The organism is Devosia psychrophila, assembly GCF_000971275.1.
In the GTDB taxonomy this organism is placed as follows: Bacteria; Pseudomonadota; Alphaproteobacteria; order Rhizobiales; family Devosiaceae; genus Devosia; species Devosia psychrophila.
Map to the genome: position 1 here is coordinate 265460 of NZ_LAPV01000093.1, position 23174 is coordinate 288633.

General features: G+C 62.1%; 17 protein-coding genes. 11 read left to right on the plus strand and 6 right to left on the minus strand.

Features of this window, described 5'->3' with window-relative positions; translation table 11 throughout:
- Window positions 1-122: 122 nt before the first annotated feature.
- On the minus strand, window positions 123-1328 hold the full coding sequence (locus WH91_RS09930; protein WP_046170813.1) for an aspartate aminotransferase family protein: 1206 nt from the start codon (window positions 1326-1328) through the stop codon (window positions 123-125).
- Between the two features lie 365 nt (window positions 1329-1693).
- Here WH91_RS09930 and WH91_RS09935 point away from each other — a divergent pair, with 365 nt between their 5' ends.
- Complete coding sequence (locus tag WH91_RS09935; RefSeq protein WP_046170899.1) at window positions 1694-2272, plus strand: GcrA family cell cycle regulator; 579 nt, start codon at window positions 1694-1696, stop codon at window positions 2270-2272.
- A gap of 817 nt (window positions 2273-3089) precedes the next feature.
- Here WH91_RS09935 and WH91_RS09940 read toward each other — a convergent pair.
- Window positions 3090-4373, minus strand: coding sequence for an ATP-binding protein (locus tag WH91_RS09940; protein WP_052952721.1), 1284 nt, complete (start codon window positions 4371-4373; stop codon window positions 3090-3092).
- A 90-nt stretch (window positions 4374-4463) separates the two neighbouring features.
- Here WH91_RS09940 and ppk2 point away from each other — a divergent pair, with 90 nt between their 5' ends.
- The 7 genes from ppk2 (at window position 4464) to WH91_RS09975 (ending at window position 12547) form a co-directional block, all read left to right on the plus strand.
- Window positions 4464-5321, plus strand: a complete 858-nt coding sequence (gene ppk2 / locus WH91_RS09945) for a polyphosphate kinase 2 (protein WP_046170814.1) — start codon at window positions 4464-4466, stop codon at window positions 5319-5321.
- Window positions 5322-5581: 260 nt separating this feature from the next.
- Complete coding sequence (locus WH91_RS09950) at window positions 5582-6328, plus strand: N-formylglutamate amidohydrolase (RefSeq protein WP_244542314.1); 747 nt, start codon at window positions 5582-5584, stop codon at window positions 6326-6328.
- Between the two features lie 33 nt (window positions 6329-6361).
- Window positions 6362-7843, plus strand: a complete 1482-nt coding sequence (locus WH91_RS09955; protein WP_046170816.1) for an amino acid permease — start codon at window positions 6362-6364, stop codon at window positions 7841-7843.
- A 58-nt stretch (window positions 7844-7901) separates the two neighbouring features.
- On the plus strand, window positions 7902-9263 hold the full coding sequence (locus tag WH91_RS09960) for a glutamine synthetase family protein (protein WP_046170817.1): 1362 nt from the start codon (window positions 7902-7904) through the stop codon (window positions 9261-9263).
- A 163-nt stretch (window positions 9264-9426) separates the two neighbouring features.
- Window positions 9427-10833, plus strand: a complete 1407-nt coding sequence (locus WH91_RS09965) for an aldehyde dehydrogenase family protein (RefSeq protein ID WP_280140226.1) — start codon at window positions 9427-9429, stop codon at window positions 10831-10833.
- Window positions 10834-11020: 187 nt separating this feature from the next.
- Window positions 11021-12175: an iron-containing alcohol dehydrogenase gene (locus WH91_RS09970; RefSeq protein ID WP_046170819.1), complete on the plus strand. Its 1155-nt coding sequence runs from the start codon at window positions 11021-11023 to the stop codon at window positions 12173-12175.
- A 51-nt stretch (window positions 12176-12226) separates the two neighbouring features.
- Complete coding sequence (locus WH91_RS09975) at window positions 12227-12547, plus strand: hypothetical protein (RefSeq protein ID WP_046170820.1); 321 nt, start codon at window positions 12227-12229, stop codon at window positions 12545-12547.
- On the opposite strand, the gene WH91_RS09980 is transcribed toward WH91_RS09975, so the two are convergent.
- Window positions 12544-14025 carry a mannitol dehydrogenase family protein gene (locus WH91_RS09980; protein WP_074797330.1) on the minus strand — a complete coding sequence of 494 codons (1482 nt, stop codon included), beginning with the start codon at window positions 14023-14025 and terminating at the stop codon, window positions 12544-12546. The genes WH91_RS09975 and WH91_RS09980 overlap by 4 nt on opposite strands.
- Window positions 14026-14209: 184 nt before the next feature.
- Between WH91_RS09980 and WH91_RS09985 the strand changes: the two genes are divergently transcribed.
- Window positions 14210-15121, plus strand: a complete 912-nt coding sequence (locus tag WH91_RS09985) for a sugar kinase (protein WP_280140225.1) — start codon at window positions 14210-14212, stop codon at window positions 15119-15121.
- A 9-nt stretch (window positions 15122-15130) separates the two neighbouring features.
- On the opposite strand, the gene WH91_RS09990 is transcribed toward WH91_RS09985, so the two are convergent.
- Together WH91_RS09990 and WH91_RS09995 are read right to left on the minus strand one after the other, a co-directional pair.
- Complete coding sequence (locus WH91_RS09990; protein WP_046170823.1) at window positions 15131-16132, minus strand: zinc-binding alcohol dehydrogenase family protein; 1002 nt, start codon at window positions 16130-16132, stop codon at window positions 15131-15133.
- A gap of 60 nt (window positions 16133-16192) precedes the next feature.
- Complete coding sequence (locus tag WH91_RS09995; protein ID WP_046170824.1) at window positions 16193-17113, minus strand: VOC family protein; 921 nt, start codon at window positions 17111-17113, stop codon at window positions 16193-16195.
- A gap of 245 nt (window positions 17114-17358) precedes the next feature.
- Between WH91_RS09995 and WH91_RS10000 the strand changes: the two genes are divergently transcribed.
- Window positions 17359-19281 (plus strand): methyl-accepting chemotaxis protein, encoded by a 1923-nt coding sequence (locus tag WH91_RS10000; RefSeq protein WP_046170825.1) that lies wholly within the window; start codon window positions 17359-17361, stop codon window positions 19279-19281.
- 208 nt (window positions 19282-19489) lie between these two features.
- Here the strand turns inward: WH91_RS10000 and WH91_RS10005 are convergent, their stop codons facing one another.
- Window positions 19490-21292 carry an ABC transporter ATP-binding protein gene (locus WH91_RS10005; RefSeq protein WP_046170826.1) on the minus strand — a complete coding sequence of 601 codons (1803 nt, stop codon included), beginning with the start codon at window positions 21290-21292 and terminating at the stop codon, window positions 19490-19492.
- A 648-nt stretch (window positions 21293-21940) separates the two neighbouring features.
- On the opposite strand from WH91_RS10005, the gene WH91_RS10010 reads away from it, so the two are divergent.
- Entirely contained in the window at window positions 21941-23173 is a 1233-nt protein-coding gene (locus WH91_RS10010; protein ID WP_046170827.1) for an aminopeptidase, read from the plus strand.
- Window position 23174 lies beyond the last annotated feature (1 nt).

Consider the following 23174-nt stretch of genomic DNA (forward strand, 5'->3'; position numbering starts at 1 on the left):
TCCTTTATGACGCTTGAAAGAGGTCCGCGACGCGGGGCGTGCGGTTGATACCTGCCCTCCCCTTGAGGGGAGGGAAGCGATCATCGTCGACGCCGCGCCTGCGAAAAGAATGTCATTGCCAATCAGCCGACTGCCGGAGCCGAAGCCGCTTCGGTCTCGATGGCGTCGAAAGCGGCGGCGAGCTTGCCCATAGCTTCTTCGATGTCCGCCTCGGTAACGATCAGCGGCGGGATCAGCCGCAGCACATTGTCACCGGCGCCGATCGCCAGCATCTGGTGGTCGTCGCGCAGCCGCGAGACGAAGTCGCGCACCGGCGGGGTGATCTTGATGCCAGCAAGCAGACCCTTGCCGCGCAATTCCAGCACATAATCCGGGTATTTTTGCGCCAGTTGCTGCAGGTGCCAGGCTAGCTTCTGGCCCATCTGGTTGACGTGATCAATGAAGCCGGGCGCCAAAATCCGATCGAGCACCGCGTTGCCCACCGCCGTGGCCAGCGGATTGCCGCCATAGGTCGAGCCATGCGTGCCGGGCACCATCGAGGCCGCGACATTGCCCTTGGCGAGGCAGGCGCCAAGCGGGAAACCGCCACCGATCGCCTTGGCGACCGCGACGATATCGGGCGTGATGCCGCTCCACTCAAAGGCGAAGAAGCGCCCGGTCCTGCCATAGCCGCACTGCACTTCGTCAAGGATCAGCAGCATGCCATGCTCGTCGCACAGCGCTCGCAGGCCCTGCATATATTCGGGCGTCATGGCGGTTACGCCGCCCTCGCCCTGCACGGTCTCGATCAGGATGGCACAAGTCTGCGGTCCGATCAGCGCGCGAACGGCGTCGAGGTCACCGGGTGCGGTGTGCTTGAAGCCCTGCATTGGCGGGCCGAAGCCTTCGAGGTAGCTCGGATTGCCGCCCGCCGCGATAGTGCCCATGGTGCGGCCGTGGAACGAGCCGGTGAAGGCGATGATCTCGTAGCGATCGACTTCGCCCTTGGCCCAGAAATAATGCCGCGCCGTCTTGATGGCGCATTCCAGCGCCTCGGCGCCGGAATTGGTGAAAAACACCGAGTCCGCAAAGGTCGCATCGACGAGCCGCTGACCCAGCCGTTCCTGCTCGGGAATGGTGAACACGTTGGACGTGTGCCACACCTTCTCTGCGGCGCTTTTGAGCGCGCTAACGATGTGAGCGTCGCCATGTCCGAGGGCGTTGACGGCGATACCAGAATGGAAATCGAGATAATCTCGGCCGTGCTGGTCATACAGGCGCATGCCTTCGCCCCGTTCGAAAGCGAGTTCGGACCGGACATAGGTGCCGTAGAGCGCAGACATGGTCATTTCCTTATATATATCAGGACTAAAAACAGCGTGCTGTTCGAGCGTGACAATAGCGCCACAAAAATCAAAAACGCGCTCGTGAGCCGGCGCGTTTCATAGCCCAAGTAACGCCGTTTTTGCAAGATAAGTCAATGATCACGGGCCAAGTGCCTGATTTGACTCAAGAGTTCGTTAAGCCAATTTTAACCAGTTAATATACGGGGAAAGTCGCACCCGACTCTTGATCCCGATTCCCCCCATGGCGTAAACTCACAGGCATTGGGAACACGATATATCGTGTGGCGGACCCACTTAACATACGACGCCTAGAGTTTGATGGCTGCCGATAGCTTTTCGGCCGCGCAATGAAGGATTCTGTTTTGACGATGGTTTCAGGAGCACAACCGGCCGGCTGGACTGATGAGCGCGTCGAGACGTTGACGAAGCTCTGGATGGAGGGCCTTAGCGCCAGCCAGATCGCTGGCGAACTCGGCGAAGGGGTTACCCGCAACGCCGTGATCGGCAAGGTGCACCGCCTCAAGCTCTCGGCTCGTGCCAAGCCCACCAACTCGGCGCCGCGCGCCCGTCCCCCAGCCCGTCCGGCACCGCGCCGTGTGGCGAGCCCCTCCGCCGGCATGTCGTCGCCGATGTCCAGCGGCGCTGCCAAGATGGCCCGCCCGGCCATGCAGGCCTCGCGCCCGCAGTCGATCGGCGCGACCGCGCTGGCGATGGACCCGCAGATGGAACAGCAGCTCTATGTGGCACCCGCCGCAGCCGAGCTGTTCATCCCCGAGGACAAGCGGCTCAGCCTGCTTCAGCTCACCGAAGCGACCTGCAAGTGGCCGATCGGCGATCCGCTGTCGAAGGACTTCTATTTCTGCGGCCAGCACAGCCTCGAAAGCGGCCCCTACTGCGACTTCCACTCGCGCCGCGCCTACCACCAGGTCGACAAAAAGCGCCGCTGATTGTCGAAGATTTTGAATTGAAAAGGGCGCCCGGAGGCGCCCTTTTTTGTTTTGAAGCGAGTGCAAGGATTACCCCACCACCTCTTTTCCCTCGGGCTCGACCCGAGGGTCGCTCTCAGCCCAGCACATGCGGCGAATGACCCTCGGGTCAAGCCCGAGGGAGAAAGCAGTAGTAAGCAAAAGATGGTGCGCCGCACTACCTTCTCCCTCGGGCTTGACCCGAGGGCCACTCTCCGCAAACGCCTAGCCATCACCCCACCCTCGGTCCCTCCCCATTTAGGGGAGGGAGGCGCCAGACCGCAGGTCCCAGCTCTTTCTTATCCCTCCCCCTGGTGGGGAGGGTGGGGGTAGGATTGCGCAGGATGTAAATCCTCCGCTCAAGGGGGAGGGTGTCGACTGAGGTGTCACACCAAAAACTTTTCCATCTTATCCCCACCCACCTCCGCCTCCCGCACAATGTCGTCATTCCCGCACGCACTGCGCGGTCGCGACGAACGGTCGGTTCGGGGATGCCGGTTGGGCTGGGGGTCGCTCCAGTTCCTGCGGGAAGAGGATGATCTGTGACCCGATTTGAGCCCCCGGGTCCGGAGCGCTCAGCGCTCCAATCAGTCGGCACGGGCTGCCAGCCGAGGACGGTCCTCCCCCTAGAGTCGCCGGGATAGCATGGGGCGAGGTGTGACCCACCTCCACCAATTTCGCCTTAAGACCAGCACCAGGACGCATCTCGCCCCATGTCGCAGCTATTGCGACACACTATCGAATAGCAGCCGCAGGACATCGCCCCGTGCGGCGCTTTCCGTGCCGACCATGTAGCCTGCTAGGGCAGAAACACGTCCACCCGCATGCCTTCGCCCGGCTTGCTCTTGATCGCCAATTGGCCGCGATGGCGGTTGACGATGTGCTTGACGATGGCAAGGCCGAGGCCGGTGCCCTTCTTCTTGCGGCTGGCATCGGCATCGATGCGATAAAACCGCTCGGTCAGGCGCGGCACATGCTCGGGCTCGACGCCCGGGCCGTGATCGATGATCGTCACCTGTTGCTGGAAACCGGGTCGGCTGGAGGGGGCTAGGTCGATCTCGACCGTCTTGCCGCCGGCGCCATACTTGATGGCATTCTCGACCAGGTTTTCGAACACCTCATAAAGCTGGCCGCGATCCCCGGTTACCGTACTGGAGCCATCGAACAGGCTGAGCCTGATATCCAGCTCCGCTGCCTTGGCCTGAATGGACAGCCCCTCACGCACCTCACGCAACAGCCCGGCCAGCTCGATACTACCGGTAGGGCGCACATGCTGGTGCATTTCGATGCGCGACAGACTGAGCATATCGTCGATCAGCTTGCTCATTCGCTCGGCCTGGCCGCGCATGATGACGAGGAATTTTTCGCGCGCCACGGTGTCCTTGGCCGCCGGGCCCAATAGCGTGTCGATAAAGCCGATCAGCGACGCCAAAGGAGTGCGCATTTCATGGCTGGCATTGGCAATAAAATCACTTCGCAAGGCATCGACGCGCTTGAGTTCGGTCAGGCTCTGGAAGGTCACCAGCAATTGCCGGTCCTCGTCCTGCAGCCATTCCTGGCCGGGATGACGCAGCGGCGACAGCACGACTTTTTCCCATGTCTCGGAGGGAATGGTCTCGTGCAGCTCGATGCTGCGCACATTGCCGGATCGCATGGCGAGGTCGAAGGCTTCGACAAGTTGCGGATTGCGCAGCGAAAAGGTCAGCGGATTGCCGCGTGTCACCGAGGGAAACTGCCGGCGCGCTGCTCCATTGGCATGCAGGACCACGCTGCGGCGATCCAGCACCAGGCACGGATCGGCCAGCGCGTCGGCCACCGCGAACACCGCGCCATCATCGCTGACGAGCTGCGGCCGGATGACTTCCACGGTCCGCGTCATGGTAATGCTCGGCGTCGGCAGAATAGCGACGCCCGCCGCCACGACAAGGAAACTGACGACTGCAGCGACGACGCTCAGTTCACCAAACAGCACCAGCGCTACCAGCACGCCAAAGACGCCGGCCAGCAGGCCGGCTTGTGCAACCAGACGCGCCACAGCCAGTGTCATGCGCGAGGCTGGCTGGTGGAACTGCGGTTCGTCCATATTTTCTTTCTGTGAATCAGCCAGCTGCGACGCCCCTTGCGCGCAAGGGCGCCTTCATAGCACGGTGAAGATGACAACGGAGCGACACCAGTGACCGACCCTCTCGACGGCTTCGACCTCGAAAATCCCGAACTGCCCAAGTCAATCAAGAAGAATGCAATGGCCTCGGGCGGTTATCCCTACGAGGATAAGCTGAATAGCGAAATCTATGAAGCCCAGATGTATGAACTGCAAAAACAACTGGTGCTGCTGCAGGCTCACTTAGCCAAGAGCGGCGAGCGCGTCATGGTGGTGTTCGAGGGGCGCGATGCAGCCGGCAAGGGCGGCACGATCAAGACCTACCTGGAAAACCTCAATCCCCGATACAACCTGATCGCGGCCCTGCCAAAGCCCAACGATCGCGAAAGCACGCAGTGGTATTTCCAGCGTTATGTCGACTGGTTGCCGGCGGCCGGCGAAACCGTGCTGTTCGACCGCTCCTGGTATAATCGCGCCGGCGTCGAGCGCGTCATGGGCTTCTGCACGCCCGAGCAGACCGAGCACTTCCTCGAAGAGGCGCCGGAATTCGAGAAGCGCATCACGAGGGACGGGATTCACTTCTTCAAGTTCTGGCTGTCGATCGGGCGGGAAATGCAGCTTAAGCGCTTCCATGACCGGCGCCACGATCCGCTTAAAGTGTGGAAGCTGTCGCCGATCGATATCGACGCGCTGCACAAGTGGGACGACTATACCGTGGCGCGCGACGAGATGCTGAAGCGTACCGACCTGCCGCATTCGCGCTGGACGGTGATCCGCGCCAATGACAAGCGTCGCGGCCGGATCAACGTGATCCAGACGGTACTCGATCGGCTGACCTTCGCCGGCAAGGACGCCAGGGCGATCGGCGACATCGACAACAAGGTCGCGATGAGCGCCCAGTACTTCCTGAAACTGCACAAGTCGGATTGACGGGGTAGCAGGAATACCCCCACCTGACCTCCCCCTGAACAGGGGAGGAATCTGGCCGGCGCCTTTGGCGAGACAGTGCCAAATACTCGATGAGATGCCTCCCCCTCATCAGGGGGCGGCTAGGTGGGGTACCCCAACAAGGGCTCGCCTTCGCCGCTTCTTCGCCGCCCCATTGACACCCATCGCCAGTGTGAAACTACTGTTACAAATGCGACTATTGCTTCGCCGGGGCCAAGTTGGACGTTAGCGGTAAAAAGGCTGTGCTGGTTTCGAATGCACGCGGGGCTTCGCCCTTCGTGATTGTCTGCGACCATGCCAGCAACCGTATCCCCACGAAGTACGATGACCTTGGCCTAAGCCAGACCGAGCGGCTCAGCCATATCGCCTGGGACCCGGGCGCGCTGTCGGTCAGCCGAGTGCTGTCCGAGATGCTCGATGCGCCGCTGGTGCAGTCAACTGTCTCCCGCCTGATCATCGACTGCAACCGCGAGCTCACCGCGCCGGACCTGATCTGGACCCTGTCGGAAACCACGCGCATTGCCGCCAATGAAAATATCGAAGCTGACGAGCGGCAGTATCGCATCGATCATTTTCACCGCCCCTATCACGCCTCGATCGAAACGCTGCTGGAATCGCGCCGCCATGCCGGTCGCGAGACCATCCTTGTCTGCATGCACTCCTTCACACCGGTCTATCACGATGTGCAACGCCCGTGGCCGATCGGACTGATCCATGGCCTCGACACGGGCTACACCAGCGCACTCTACGATGCCCTCAGGAATGACGACCCGTCGCTGAACGTGGGTTGGAACGAGCCTTATGCCGCGCATAATGGCGTGACATTGACGCTCGAAAAACACGGCGACGGTCGCGGCCTTCAGGCCACCATGATCGAAATCCGCCATGACGAAATTCTCGAACCTGCCGGCGTGACCCAATGGTCAGTCCGGCTGGCGCATTGCCTCGAAACGGCGCGGGTCGCGCGCAAAGGGGCAATGTCAGTCTAAGCATACCGGGCTCATTTTCAGGGGGACGTGACTATGGCTGAGACGAAAAAGGTCGGCAGTGTCGCTTACGCGACGCGCGACAAGGACTATTTTGCAAAGCGCGGGCTGATCCGCCACGCCAATGTCTGGCACCTGTGGGCGCTGGGCGTCGGCGCCGTCATCTCGGGGCATTTCTCGGGCTGGAACGGCGGCCTGCTGCAGGGCGGCTGGGGTGGCATGTTCATCGCCACCGTCATCATTGGCATCATGTATCTCGGCCTGACCTTTGCCATCGCCGAGATGAGCCCCGCCCTGCCCCATACCGGAGCAGCCTATTCATTTGCCCGCACCGCCATGGGCCCATGGGGCGGCTTCCTCACGGGTCTGGCCGAAAACGTCGAGTACGTGCTCACCCCAGCGGTGATCGTGTTCTTCATCGGCTCCTATCTCACCGGCATTTTCGAAACGCCGGACAGCTTCCAGCCCGTCTGGTGGGTGCTGGCCTATATCGTCTTCGTCGGCCTTAACGTGTGGGGCGTAGCACTCAGCTTCCGCGTAACGCTGGTGGTGACGCTGCTGGCACTAGCCTGCTTGCTGGTGTTCTGGTTCTCGGCCATTCCCAACATTGATTTCTCGCGCTGGGCGCTCAATATCGGCGAAGGCGGCGTGGAATTACCCGAGGGTAATGGGCCGTTCCTGCCAAATGGCATCATGGGCGTATTCTTCGCCCTGCCCTTCGCCGTATGGCTATTCCTAGCCATCGAACAACTGCCGCTAGCAGCCGAAGAATCGATGGATCCGAAACGCGACATGCCACGCGGCATTATCGCTGGCTTCCTGACGCTGGTGGTCTCGGCCTTGGCTATCCTGACGCTCAATCCGTCGGTGATCGGCATTGGCTCGTTTACCCTCGGCTCATCGGGCGAACCGCTGCTCGACGGCTTCCGCGCCATCTATGGCGACGGCATCGCCAAGGGTCTTGCGCTGGTTGCGGTGCTGGGGCTGATCGCCTCGTTCCACACCATCATCTTCGCTCAGGGCCGGCAGATCTTCTCGCTCAGCCGCGCCGGCTATTTCCCAACCTTCCTGTCGGTCACCCACACCACCCGCAAGACGCCGCATGTCGCGATGGTCGCAGGTGCCTTGCTGGGCCTTGTCGTTATCATGTCGGTCTGGTTCCTCGCTGGCGAAGAAAACCGAGGCTCGGTGATCGGCTTTACCCTGCTTAACATGGCGGTATTTGGCGCTATGCTCAGCTACATCATGCAGGGCATCAGCTTCATCATGCTGCGGCGCAACCAGCCCAACATGGAGCGGCCGTTCCGCAATCCGTTCGGCATTCCCGGCGCTGCGCTGACGGTCATCATTGCGGCCATCACCATCTACTTCCAGGTCACTGGCGACGCCGCCTATCGCGCCGGCATCCTCGGCGTGGCGATCTGGTTCGCGGTATTCATCGCCTACTTCGCGCTCGTCGGCCGTCACAAGCTGATCATGTCGCCGGAAGAAGAGTTCGCGCTGGGACACAAGGCCTAGGGCCAAAGGGGGTTGCGCCATGGCGCGGCCCCCACTCAAATAACGAGGAGAATTCCCCATGCCGTACACGCTTTCCGAGCTGAAGAAAGACGTCGCTGCCGGAGTGATGGACACCGTGCTGGTGGCCTTTCCAGACATGCAGGGGCGCATGATCGGCAAGCGCTTCCAGGCCGAGTATTTCCTGGAAGTCGCCGAAGACGAAACCCATGGCTGCGACTACCTGCTGGCTGACGACATCGACATGGAGCCGGTGCCCGGCTACGAGGCCGCCAACTGGGGTAAGGGCTATGGCGATTTCGTCATGAAGCCCGACCTCGCCACGATGATGAAGGCGAGCTGGCTCGAAGGCACTGCCATCGTGCTCTGCGATCTCAGCGATCACCATCATCACGAGCCGATCGCCCACAGCCCGCGCGCTATTCTGCGCCGCCAGATCGAGCGCCTCGCTGCCCTGGGCTTCACCTGCAATGCCGCCACCGAACTCGAATTCTACCTGTTCGACGAGGATTACCGTACCATCAGCCAGCGGGGACACGCCAAGGCCCAGACTGCCGGCGACTACATCCAGGATTACCACATCTTCCAGACCACCAAGGAAGAAGGCGTGATGCGCGCTTTGCGCAAGCATCTGCAGGCCTCCGGCATTCCGGTTGAATCCTCCAAGGGCGAATGGGGCCCGGGCCAGGAAGAAATCAACGTCAAATACTCCGACGCGCTGACCATGGCCGACCGTCATGTGGTGCTGAAAAATGCCACCAAGGAAATCGCCTGGGCCCAGGGCAAGGCCGTCACCTTCATGGCCAAGTGGGACTACACGCTGGCCGGCTCATCGAGCCACATCCACATGTCGCTGGCCGACAAGTCCGGCAAGCCGCTGTTCGTCGACGGCAAGGACGAGCGCGGCATGAGCGAGCTGATGAAGCATTTCATGGCCGGCCAGCTCGCCTATGCCCGCGAAATCACCTATTTCCTTGCGCCCTATATCAACAGCTACAAACGCTTCCAGGCCGGCACGTTCGCCCCCACCAAGGCAATCTGGTCACCCGACAACCGCACCGCCGGCTTCCGCCTCTGTGGCGAACATTCAAAATCCATCCGGGTCGAGTGCCGCATGGGTGGCGCCGACCTCAACCCCTACCTCGCCATCGCCGCGCTTATTGCTGCCGGCATCGAAGGCATCGAGGAGAAGATGCCGCTTGAGCCAGCCTTCGTCGGCGACGCCTATGTGACAGACAAACTGCGCGAAATCCCCAAGACGCTGCGCGAAGCGACGGACGCCCTGCGCAACTCGGCCATGCTCAAGGACGCGTTTGGCGAGAACGTTATCAGGCATTACGTTCACACTGCCGAATGGGAACAGCTCGAATACGACCGCCGCGTCACCGATTGGGAACTCAAGCGCGGCTTCGAGCGGAGTTAGACGCATCACTGCCACAGAATGCATGACATACTCGATGTTACCCCGGCCTTGAGCCGGGGCCCATCCCGAGATAGCACCGCCGGCGCGAGGTCGTTCGAACGGACCACCTGGCGGCAAGACACAAATCTCAGGATGAATCCCGGCTCAAGGCCGGGATGACACCGTGGGTTGGACGAGTTCGGAACACATGACTGACACTGTAAAGATCATCTCCCCCATCGACGGCAGCGTTTATGCCGAGCGGCCGGTCACGACTGCCGTTGAAATCGAAGCGTCCGTCATCCGCGCCAAGGCCGCGCGTCACGCCTGGCATGACACCACCATTGCCGAGCGCCAGAAAATCCTGACGCATTTCGTCGATGCGCTGCTGCTGATGAATGACGATATCGTGCCCGAACTGGCCTGGCAGATGGGCCGGCCGGTACGTTTCGGCGGCGAAAAACGCGGCGTCGAGGAACGCGCCCGCTATATGATCGAACTGGCCGCCGAGGCGTTGGCGCCATCGATCAAGCCCGAGAAAGACGGCTTCACCCGCTACATCACGCGCGAAGCGCTGGGCACCGTCATGGTGATCGCTCCGTGGAATTACCCGTTCCTCACCGCGGTCAATTCCATCGTGCCGGGCCTGATGGCAGGCAATGCCATCATCCTCAAGCACGCGTCCCAAACCCTGCTCGCCGGTGAGCGCTTCGGCGCCGCCGCCGAAAGCGCTGGATTGCCGGTAGGCCTGTTCCAGAACCTGGTGCTGGGCCACGCAGATACCGAAAAACTGATCGGCTCGGGCCAAATCGACCACATCAACTTCACCGGCTCGGTCGAAGGCGGCCGCCGTATCGAAAAAGCCGCCGCCGGCACCTTCGCCACGCTCGGCCTCGAACTCGGCGGCAAGGACCCCGCCTATGTCCGCGCCGATGCCAATCTCGACAATGCCGTCGAAAACCTGGTCGACGGCTCATTCTTCAACTCCGGCCAAAGCTGCTGCGGCGTCGAGCGCATCTATGTGCACGAAAGCGTCTACGGCAATTTCGTCGAGCGCTTCATCGACACTGCGCGCGGCTGGACGCTGGGCAACCCGCTCGATGCCGACACCATCGTCGGCCCGATGGCGCGCGGCACTTTCGCCGACCACGTCCGCCAGCAGACCGACGAAGCCATTCGCGGCGGCGCCACCCGCCATCTCAATACGCGCCACGATCTCGACAAGCCCGGCTCGCCTTACCTGGCGCCCGAAGTTCTGACCAACGTCAACCACCAGATGTCGGTGATGCGCGAGGAAAGCTTCGGGCCTGTCGTCGGTATTATGAAAGTGGCCGACGACGCCGAGGCAATCACCCTGATGAATGACAGCCAATACGGCCTTACCGCCTCGATCTGGACCGAAGACCTCGACGCCGCCGCCAAGCTCGGCACCCAGATCGAAACCGGCACCGTCTTCGCCAACCGCTGCGATTATCTCGATCCGGCTTTGGTGTGGACGGGGGTCAAGGATACCGGCAAGGGTGGCGGGCTATCTGAGATAGGTTATGCGAATTTGACCCAGCCCAAGAGCTATCATTTGAAGCGGGTGTAACCACCAGCGTGAACCCACACTCGATGTCACCCCGGCCTTGAGCCGGGGCCCATCCCGAGATTAAGCCGCAGCCGCAAGGTCGATCGAACAAGCCACCTGGCGGCAGGACCAACATCTCGAGATGGATCCCGGCTCAAGGCCGGGATGACACGGTGGATAAAACGAGACCGAGAACAACGAGGCCATCATGACCAAAGCCAACTGGAATTACCCGACCGCCATCAAGTTTGGCCCCGGCCGCATTGCGGAACTGCCCGAAGCCCTCAAGAGCGCCGGCATTACCAGGCCGCTGCTGGTCACCGACTCCGGCCTCGCCGGCCTGCCGATTACCCAGAACACCCTCAAGCTGCTCAAGGACGCCGGCATCCCCGTCGGCCTGTTCGCCGACGTCAAACCCAACCCGATCTCGGCCAATGTCGAGGCTGGCATCAAGGTGTTGCGCGAGGGTGGCCATGACGGCGTCATTGCCTTTGGCGGCGGCTCGGGTCTCGATGTCGGCAAGGTCATCGCCTTCATGGCCGGCCAGACCCGCCCGATGTGGGATTTCGAGGATGTCGGCGACTGGTGGACCCGCGCCGATCCGGCCGGCATTTTCCCGATCGTCGCGGTGCCGACCACCGCCGGCACTGGTTCGGAAGTCGGCCGCGCCGGGGTTATCACCGATGAAAAGAGCCATACCAAGAAGGTGATCTTCCACCCGCTGATGATGCCAAGGATCGTCATCGCCGATCCCGAACTGACCGTCGGCATGCCCAAATTCATCACGGTCGGCACCGGCATGGACGCGCTGGCCCATTGCCTCGAAGCCTATTGCGCGCCCGGCTATCACCCCATGGCCGATGGCATCGCCGTCGAAGGTATGCGGCTGGTGTTCGAGAACCTGCCCAAGGTCTTTGCCGATCCGCTCGACGTCGAAGCCCGCGGCCACATGATGAGCGCCGCCGCGATGGGCGCTACCGCCTTCCAGAAGGGCCTCGGCGCCATTCACGCCCTCAGCCACCCGGTCGGGGCGCTGTATGACACCCATCACGGCATGACCAATGCGGTGTTCATGCCCTATGTGCTGGCGGTCAACCGCAGCGCCATCGAGGCCCGCGTCGCGCGCCTGTCGGCCTATCTCGGCCTCCCACCAAGTTTTGAGGCGTTCCAGCATGCGGTCATCAGCCTGCGCCTGCGGCTCGACGTGCCGCATACCCTCGCCCAGTTCAAGGTCGACGGCACCAAGCGGGACCTGATCGCCGACATGGCCATCATCGATCCGACCGCCAGCGGCAATCCGATCGAACTGACCCGGGATCGCGCACTGGAGATTTTCGATCGGGCGATGGAGGGGCGGGTGTGAAACGAATGACTTGGTGACGCGTTTGAGAGAGGTCAACGCAAGGAACAAATCATGCACCGCGTCTTCATCGCAACCTGCCTTACGCTGCTCGTTGCTACCACGAGTGCTACGGCGCATCACAAGCCTGGGCACAAAATACCCCCTGGCCAAGTTAAAAAGATGCTGCCCGCTGACATCATCATCATAACGCCGCCAGCTGGGGTGGAAGACGTTTGTCTGGTCACCACAGCGACGCCGGGTGATCCCTTCGCGCCGATTATCGTCACGGAATGGCTGCCGCGCACTGTCGCCGAAGCTCAGGCAGCGGCACGAGACAGCTTCATTATCTATCATCCTGATTACAACACCGAATCAGGCTGTCTCGCGCTTTAGGGCGTCGCGCTAGTCTCGACCAATTCAGCTACCGTCTCTGCCACGCCGATCTCGAACAAATCATCGAGATGCGTCGCGACTGTCTCGCCGAAGGTCTGATTATCGCCGAGATCGCTGCCAAACACCTCGGTTAGCGCTGCCAGCCCCTCATACAGCGCCTCCGCGTCATCGCCCGCATCCGCTGCAATCGCCATCATCCGCATAGCCAGCGGATCACGCACATCGATGGTCTCACCCTTCTCGTCGATCCCGATCACATAGCGCATCCACGCCGCGACCCCGAGGCCTAGCCGCTCGAACGGCTGCCCAGCCGCAAGCCTATCGCGGATGGTCCCCAACAACCGCTGCGGCAGCTTCTGGCTTCCATCCATGGCGATCTGCCAGGTCCGGTGCTTGAGCGCCGGATTGCGGAACCGGTCGAGCAGCTGATCGCGATAGGCGCCGAGGTCGACCCCCGGCATGTCCAGCGTCGGCATGGCTTCCTCGGTCATCAGCCCATGGATCAGTGCGACGAAGTTATCATCGCCCATCACGTCCGAGATATATTCATAGCCCGCGAGGTAGCCCAGATAGGCCATGGTCGAATGAGAGCCGTTCAACATGCGCAGCTTCATCCGCTCGAAAGGCTCAACGTCCTCGACCAGTTGCGCACCCGCCAGTTCGAACGGCGGGCGGCCATCGGGGAAATGATCCTCGATCACCCATTGGGTGAAGGGCTCGGTCATGATCGGCCAGGCGTCGTCGGCGCCGATCAGCCCGGCGACCATATCGCGGTCGGCATCGGTGGTGGAGGGCACGATGCGATCCACCATGGTGCCGGGAAAAGCCACGCCCGCCACGAACTCGCCGAGAGCCGCCTCGCGCAGGGCGGCAAACTTGGCGACAATACGCTTTACCGTCGCGCCGTTGCTCGGCAGGTTGTCGCAGCTCATCACCGCGAAGGGGGTAACCCCGGCCGCGTGACGCCGCGCGAGTGCCTCGACCAGCATGCCAGGCGCCGATTTAGGCGCCGTCGGATTAGCCAGGTCATGCATAATATCGGGGTGGTGCTGGTCCAGCTCGCCGGTCGCCGGATCGTGGCAATAGCCCTTCTCGGTCACCGTCAGCGACACAATCTTGATTTGCGGGCTGGCCATCAGCGCGAGCAATTCCTCGCGCTGGCTATTGGCATCGAGCACCTTGATGATCGAGCCGATGATGCGCGGATGGGTGCCCGATGCGTCGCGTACCGCCACCGTATAAAGCCCGTCCTGCGGCTCCAGCGCCTCCTTGGTATCGGGCCGGCGCAGGCTGGCGCCGACGATGCCCCAATCCGGATGATGCTTCAGCAGGTCGTCGACATAGACCGCCATATGGGCCCGGTGAAACGCGCCGATGCCCAGATGCACGATGCCCGGCGTGATCTGGCTGCGATCATAATCGGGCACGCGGACCCCGGCGGGGGCATTTGCAAGGGTGCTGGCGCTCAAACGCGTCATGATCGACTCCGGGAATAAAAGTAGCGCCACCATAGGACCTTCCGTTCTTGTATGGAAGATAGTGGCTTGCAGCCAAATCGGCTTTACCGGCATAAGCCATAAAGCGTTTCGAGGAAAAGTGGGCACCGGTTTTCCGACCCAGAAACGCGACTGAATAGTTAGCACGCAAGGGAGGGCAAGCGCTTTGACACAACAGCGGTTCGTCAGCATCGGGGAATGCATGATCGAGATGAGCGGCGGCGAGGATCGCCAGTATCGCCTCGGCTATGCCGGCGATACGCTCAACACCGCCTGGTACATGCGCGCGCTGCTCGGCGATGACTGGTCGGTGGATTATGTCACCGGCCTCGGCGACGACCGCTATTCCGGTGACATCCGCGCCTTTCTCGATGCCAATAACATCGGCACCGGCCATATCCGCACCGTGCCCGGCCGCCGCCCCGGCCTCTATATGATCCACCAGGACAAGGGCGACCGCCACTTCACCTATTGGCGGGATACCAGTGCCGCCAAGCTCTTGGCCGACGACAAGGATGCCCTCGCCGCCGCGGTGAAGGGCGCCAGCATGGTGTATTTCTCGGGCATTACCCTCGCCATCCTGGCACCGCGCGCCCGTGGGCGGCTGCTCGGCGCCGTGGTCAAGGCGCGCGACGCCGGCGCAAAGATCGTGTTCGACACCAATATCCGACCGGCCCTGTGGACCAGTCCGCGCGTCATGACTTCGGTGCTGACCGCCGCCGCCACACTCTGCGATATCGTTCTGCCCACCCACACCGACGAAGCGCCGCTGTTCGGCGACACCTCGATCGATGACACCGCCGATCGCTATCTCGAACTCGGCGTCGAGGAAGTTGTAGTCAAGGACGGTGCCGGCAAAGCGCTGATCGCCACGGCAAGCGAGCGGGTGCGTGTTGCACCAAAACCGGGTGCGAACGTCGTGGATGCGACGGGGGCGGGCGACAGTTTCAACGGGGCATATTTGAGCGCGCGCCTGGCCGGGAAGTCGCTGCAGGAAGCAGCCGAAGCAGCCCACCGCGTTGCGGGCGTAGTCATCGGCCAAAAGGGCGCTCTGGTCGATCCCAAGCTGGTGCAGTAGCACCCCCACCTAGACCGTAATGATGGCCTTGATCAGCCCGTTCCGGTCGTGCGCCCATTTGGGTAGGTTGAGCGGCACATCGTCAAAGCTCGTCGTGTGTGTCGCCAGTCTATCAGTCGGTACACCACCATTGCGTATCGACGCCATCACATGGTCGAAGTCCTCGCGTGTCGCATTGCGCGAGGCGCGAATAGTCAGTTCGCGCTTGTGGATTTCGGGGTCTTCCCAAGACAGCGTTCCCTTGACCACGCCGACCAAAGTCAGCGCGCCGCCGTTGCGGCAATAGCCGACGGCCTGGTTCATCGCCGGAATGGCCCCAGTGGCATCGAACACGGCGTCAAAGCCGCTGCTCATCTTGGATTTAAACGCCACGCCGTCGCGTTCGTCCAAAGCCGCTGCGCCAAAACCGAAGCCGCGCGCTGCCTCGAGCTTGTCTGCCGCTGCATCAAGAATGGTCACATCGGCGCCGGCAATGCGCGCAAAGAACGCCACGCCCAACCCGATGGGGCCACCCCCGACCACCAGCACGCGCCAGCCGGCCTTGAGCTCGGTGCGCCGCACGGCATGGGCGCCGATGGCGAGAAATTCCACCATGGCCGCATCGCGCAGGCTGAGGCCTTCGGCCCGGTACAGATTGGCTTCCGGCAGGGTGATTTCTTCGGCCATGCCGCCGTCGCCATGCACGCCGATCACTGTCAGGGTTTCACAGGCATTGGTTTTGCCCTCGCGGCAGGCCGGGCAATTGTAGCAGGGCAGATAAGGGTTGATCACTACCGCATCGCCATTGGCCAACGTCGTCGCACCATTAGCGTCTCGCACCACGCCGCTGAGCTCATGGCCCATGACCCGGGGATATTTCAGGAACGGGTGCTTGCCCTCGTAGATATGATAATCGGTGCCGCAAATGCCGATGTGGCTGATGCCGACCCGCACCCAGCCGGGCTTGAGCTGTGGCGCTTCGATCTCGATCAGCGCCAGTTCACCCGGCGCAGCGCATGATATAGCCCGCATGAAATATCCTCCCGATCATTGAGCGGGAGCACTAACATGTTAGCGTCGATGGAGGAAGCGTTACGCCACCAAAACCTTGATCCGGTTGCCGAAGGGATCCTGCGTTTCAACGCCACCCTCGATAGCGGACACCGGGGCTTTAACATCAACAAGCCGTGCCTTGACACCAGCTAGCGTCACCGCATCCGGCACCACGATGGTGAACCAGCGCAAGCCGGCGGCTCCGGCCGGCGGCAGCGCCGCATTGGGGCCGGACCAGATGTTGAACGCCACCGTATGAGGCATGTAGTCGAGCCCGACATCGCCCATGCCGAAGGAATGGATCATCAGGAAGCCGGCAAAGCCGATGACGTCGCGATAAAAATTCATCGCTAGGCCGAGATCGTTGACATGCACATGCACATGGCCGATGCGCGTGCCGGCCGGCATGCGGGCAACCAGAACCGGCTTCTCGCCCAGTTCACCCAGCAGGCCGTCGAGATCGATCGCTTCGCGGCCGGAATGCGACTTGCCCTCGGTGGTCACGGCATAGGTCTGGCCCTTGTCGGGGTCGCCCAGGGTGCCGCGCCAGGGCGTCTCGAAGGTGATCTCGATGCCATTGCCGTCGAGGTCCCACAGATAGACCGCCTCGGAGACGAGATGGTCTGTGGGTGAAATCCGCACATTGCGCTGCAGTGCCCGCACCGCCATCTGCGCCAGGTCGACGCGGTGGGGTACGTGGATGGCAACGTGATACAGCCCGATGGTGCGCGGCACCGATCGGCGCGTCGCACCCGTTTCGAGCACGATCAGCACCTTGCCACCGGCGCCGAGCGACAGTTCGTTGCCGGTCTCGGCGATCAGATCGAGCCCGACCACGTCTTGCCAGATCTCCAGCGCCTTGCTGCGGTCCGTTACGGCGATATGCACGGTGCCCAGTGCCGAGGTCAGCGGCAGGATGGGCTTGGATTTGACATTGGTCTGTACGGAAGCGTCGATCATGACGAAGTCCTCGAAGTTCTGCTGTTGAACAATATATAGACTGCGCCGACCGATCGGCCATGAAGCTGGCGCCGAAGGCATTGTTCGTAAAACGCGGTCCAATACTCTCGCGCCACAGTCGCATGGGAGCCATGCGAACAGCCCAAAACCGCCCGCTTTCACAGTAATTTAAGCAGTTTCACAGACTCCTGTTGCCAAGTCTGAAGGCGGGGCCGCGGACATTGACTCGGGCACAGGTACTTCCAATGAATTTCCGCAATATTCCGGTCCTGCAGAAGCTGGTTCTGACGGTCGTTTTGATGGGTGTCGTCGCCACCGCCATCGCCGCCATCGGCTGGCGTGAATTGAGCTCGTTGACCACCGTGATGAACCGCGTCGGCGCCAGCGAAGTCGCGGCGCGCGAAGCCATGGACCTGCGCATGGACGTCATCGCGATCAGCCGCATGACCTACCAGTTGACGCTGGACCCGGCCAATGCCGACTTCGTCGCCCAGGCCGAACGCCGCCAGACCGAAATGAAGGCGCGCTTCCCCACCATCGAAGCCGCCGCCGATGCTACCCAGCTCACCCAGCTCGCGGCCGTAAAGCCGGTGATGGATGCCTATTTCGGCAAGATCAACGAGATGCTGACCGTCGCGGCCGCCCAGCCGTTCGATCCCGACGCGATGAGTGACGCCCTTGCCAAGGCTCTCGCAGCCCAGCTCGTCGTCACCGATACGATCAAGGTCTACAGCACCTATTCGGGTGAGCAGATGGCCACCATGCGCGCCAGTGCCGAAGCGTCGGCGTTCAACGCCAAGCTGACCCTCGCCATCTCGGCTGCCGTCGGCATCATCGTGGGCGTCGGCGCCAGCCTGCTGATCGGCGGCCGCACCATCGTCAATCCGGTTCGTAACCTGACCCAGACCATGAGCGAACTGGCCGATGGCAAGCTCGACATCTCCATTGCCAATGCCGACGCGAAGGACGAAATCGGCGCCATGGCCCGTGCCGTCGAAGTGTTCCGCCAGAACGCCAAGCGCGTCGCCGCCCTCAGCGCCGAAGAGGCCGCCCGCAACCTGTCGATCGTCGAACGCGCCGACATGATGTCGCTGTTGCAGGCCGAACTCGGCTCGGTGATGAAGGCGGCCAGCGCCGGCAATTTCGCCCAGCGCGTGCCGACCGATTTCAGCGATAGCGAACTCAACAACCTTGCCAACAGCGTCAATGGCCTGGTCGACACCGTCGACCGCGGCCTGGCCGAGACCGGCACCGTGCTGTCGGCCATCGCCAATACCGACCTGACCCAGCGCGTCACCGGCCATTACGAAGGCGCCTTCGGAGCGCTGAAGAACAACACCAATGCGGTAGCCGAAAAGCTGGCCGACATCGTCGCCCAGCTGCGCGGCACGTCGCGCTCGCTGAAAACCGCAACCAGCGAAATCCTCGCCGGCGCCAACGATCTCAGCGAACGCACCACCCGCCAGGCCGCGACCATCGAACAGACCTCGGCGGCCATGGAGCAGCTCGCCACCACCGTCATGGAAAACGCCAAGCGCGCCCAGGATGCCAATGGCAATGCCACCAAGGTCACCATCTCGGCCGAACAGGGCGGCGCCGTGATGGCTCAGGCGACCGGCGCCATGGAGCGGATCACAACCTCCTCGGCCAAGATTTCCAACATCATCGGCCTGATCGATGACATCGCGTTCCAGACCAATCTTTTGGCCTTGAACGCTTCGGTCGAAGCTGCCCGTGCGGGCGATGCCGGCAAGGGCTTTGCGGTCGTCGCCGTCGAAGTTCGTCGCCTGGCCCAGTCCGCCGCTTCGGCCTCGGCCGACGTCAAGGTGCTGATCGAGCAGAGCGCCAAGGAAGTCAAAGACGGCAGTCGCCTGGTTGCCGACGCCGCCGAGCGCCTCAACGGCATGCTGGAAGGCGTCCGCTCCAGCTCGACCCTGATGGAAGGCATTTCACGCGACAGCCAGGAACAGTCGACCGGTATCACCGAAGTCAGCATCGCCGTCCGCCAGATGGATGAAATGACCCAGCACAACGCCGCGCTCGTTGAAGAAATGAACGCCGCCATTGAGCAGACCGAAAACCAGGCCACCCAGCTGGACGCGATTGTGGAGATATTCAAGGTCAACGAGACCCCCACCGCCCGCCGCGGCCTGTCCCGCGCTGCTTAACTCTGAACTTGTAGCCGCCAATCGTCCAACATCCACGGTGTCACCCCGGCCTTGAGCCGGGGCCCATCCCGAAATAACGCCGCCGCCGCAAGGTGGTCCATCCAGACATCTCAGGATGGATCCCGGCTCAAGGCCGGGATGACATCGAAGTTTGTTAGGCATCGTCGAAATACAAAACGCCGGGGCTCACACCCCGGCGTTCCTGTTTTTATGCAACCAGCCCCTTGGTCAGTTCCAGCGCCTGCCGCTCGAACAGCCGCCGGTAAATCCCGCCATTGAGCCGGATCAGCGACTGGTGATCGCCCTCTTCGACGATGCGACCCTTGTCGAACACCAGCAGCCGGTCCAGCGCCCGCACCGTCGACAACCGGTGGGCGATGACCAGCGTCGTCCGCCCGACCATCAGCCGCTCCATCGCCTCCTGGATCTGCACTTCGCTCTCGCTGTCGAGGCTCGAGGTTGCCTCGTCGAGGATCAGCACCCGCGCATCCGCCAGAAACGCCCGCGCAATGGCAACGCGCTGACGCTCGCCGCCCGACAGCTTGACGCCGCGCTCGCCCACCATGGTCTCATAGCCCTTGGGCAGGTTGACGATGAAGTCATGCGCATTGGCCTGCTCCGCCGCCAGCTCGATCTCGGCACGCGTGGCGCCGGGGCGGGCATAGGCGATGTTCTCGGCCAGCGTCCGGTGAAACAGGATCGGCTCCTGTTGTACGATAGCAATCTGCCCGCGCAGGCTCGACTGCTGCACATCGGCGATGTTGCTCCCGTCGATGGTGATGGCGCCTTGGTTGACGTCATAGAGCCGCTGAATCAGCTTGACGAAGGTCGTCTTGCCCGACCCAGAATGCCCGACAAGGCCCACGCGCTGCCCCGGCTCGATCTTGACCGAGAAATCGCGATACAGCGGCGTGCGGTGCGAACCATACTGGAACGTCACGTTGTCGAAGGCGATGGCGCCCTCGCCGATGCGGATTTCCGGCGCAGCCTTCATGTCCTCGATGCCGTAGGTCTGGCGGTCGAGCGCCACCAGTTCTTCCATGTCGTTGACCGAGCGCTGCAGGTTGCGAATGTGCTGGCCGACGTCGCGCAGGTGACCCTGCAACACGAAGAACATGGTCAGAACGAAGGTGATATCGCCTGGCGTTGCCGCACCCTGCTGCCACAGCAACAGCGCCGTGCCGAGGATCGCCGCCTGCATCACGGCCATCATCAGGCCCTGCGCACCGCCGTTGAGCGTGCCGCGCTGCCACAGCCGCTTGGTGCGCTTGCGCCACTTGCCGACCACCTTGGCGAGGATCGCTTCTTCGCGCGTTTCAGCGCCGAAGGCCTTGACCACCGAATTGCAGCTGACAGCATCGGCCAGGGCGCCACCCATGCGGGTGTCCCAGCTATTGGCCAGCGTGCCGGCGGGCGCGACAAAGCTTACCGACAACCAGGTGGTGACGCCGACATAGATCAGCGAGCCGAGCCCCACGACGAGGCCCATCACCGGCCAGAACATGCCCAGGATCACGCTGGCCCCAACCAGCATTACCAGTGAGGGCAAAAGCGCAATCAGCAGCACGTCGTTGAGCAGGTCGATGGCGCCCGAGCCGCGCGTGATCTTGCGCACGGTCGAGCCGGCAAAGCTGTTGGCATGCCAGTCGGTCGAGAAACGCTGCACCCGAACAAACGCATCGGTGATGACGTCATTCATTACCTTGAGCGTGAACGGGATCAAATTGAAAAACACGAACTGCCGCAGGATCACTGAGCCGAGATACAGCGCAGTCATGGTCGCGAAGGCAGTGACGGCCGGAATCCAGAACGCGTCGTCCTGCCCGCTGCCCGAAGCAACGGCGTCGACCAGCCGGCCTGCAAAAATGGGGCTGAACGCTTCGGCCAGCGTTGCCGCCAGCACGAGCAGGGCGATGAAAGCCGCACGAACCGGTTGCTTGGCCCAGTGACGGAAAGTAAAGCCGAGCACGTTGGAAAACGCGTCGGCCTTGAAGAGCTTCTTGGAACTCATATTGGCAGTCCGGCACCGTTCTCCGGCAACCGGCCCTCAAAACAGAGAGATGAAAAGCACAGCCAGAACGGGGCGAAATAATCCCGTCAGATCAATCGGGCTGTAAAGGGGAAACCGCTGGCGGCCGCAAGGGGGGCCGCGAATGGCAATAACCTAAAGTCTGGTCATACCAATGCGAGGGAGGCAGATGAACATTACTGGCATTCACGTCTCCCCAGCTTGAATCTATAGCAGTGGACGTTTTGTAACCAAACCGTCTGCAATTGCCAACGGGGTATTTTGATAGCGCACAGGTGATGATGCGGAAAAGACACAGGGGGCGTTCGCGGAGGTGAGGTGTTGAGTAAGAGGGTACCCCCAACAAGGACGCTCTCACTTCCCCGCCCGAAACACCTCCACATCACGCGTCACCCATTGCGCGTATCCCAGCCCAACCATGAACACGCCAAACATTCCCACCACGGCGCCCAGCACCAATCCTGCAGCCATTGCCCGTCTCCTTGAAAACCTGCCGCACCCTCCTCCCACCCCGACTTTCGCGCTTGATCCAGGTCAACGGATTTTCCGATTGGTGCGGGTGGCAATGATCGCAACCGGGCGGTAACCTCCCTGCCAACCAGACTCAAAAACCAAGAGGCATTCGCCCAAATGACTATCGATCCCGTCAAGCTCGACAAGCTCGCTCAGGTCGCCATCAAGGTCGGCCTGCAACTCGCCGAGGGCCAGGACCTGGTGATGACCGCGCCGATGACCGCCGCTCCGCTGGTCCGTCGCATCACCGAGCATGCCTACAAGGCCGGCGCCGGTCTCGTCACCACCATCTATTCCGACGAGGAAGCCACCCTCGCCCGCTACAAGCACGCCAATAGCGCCAGCTTCGACAAGGCCGCCGGCTGGCTCTATTCGGGCATGGCCGACGCCTTCAAGAACAACGCCGCGCGTCTTGCCATCTCGGGCGACAATCCGATGATGCTGGCCGGCCAAGACCCTGAAAAAGTCACCCGCGCCATGCGCGCTAATTCGGCCGCCTACAAGCCGGCGCTGCAGCTGATCACCGGCTTCGACATCAACTGGAACATCGTCTCCTATCCGACGACGGCCTGGGCCAAGCTGGTGTTCCCCAACGACAGCGAAGAGGAGGCCGTCAGCAAGCTCGCCGATGCCATCTTCAAGGCGTCACGCGTCGACCAGGACGACCCGATCGCCGCCTGGGCCGAGCATAATGCCAACTTGAAAAAGCGCTGGACCTGGCTCAACGGCAAGTCCTTTGCCTCGCTGCATTACACCGGCCCCGGCACCGATCTCACCGTTGGTCTCGCCGATGGCCATCGCTGGAAGGGCGGCGCATCGGAGGCGAAGAATGGCATCACCTGCAACCCCAACATTCCGACCGAGGAAGTCTTCACCACGCCGCACAAGCTGCGCGTTGACGGGTATGTCGCCGGCACCAAGCCGCTCAGCCACAATGGTGCGCTGATCGAAGAAATGCAGGCCCGCTTCGAGGGCGGCAAGCTGGTCGAGTTCAAGGCCGGCAAAAACGGCGACCTGTTCAACAAAGTGCTTGATACCGACGAGGGCGGCCGTCGTCTCGGCGAAGTGGCCCTGGTGCCGCATTCATCGCCGATCTCAGCCTCGGGCATCCTGTTTTTCAACACGCTGTACGACGAAAACGCGTCCTGCCACATTGCGCAGGGCCAGTGTTATTCGGACTGCTTCGTAGGCGGCAAGGACCTCACCCAGGAACAGATTTCGGCACAGGGCGGCAACACCTCCAACATCCATATCGACTGGATGATCGGCAGCGACAAGATCGACATCAACGGCGTGCATGCCGATGGAACAACCGAGCCCGTCATGCGCGGCGGCGAGTGGGCGAACTGAA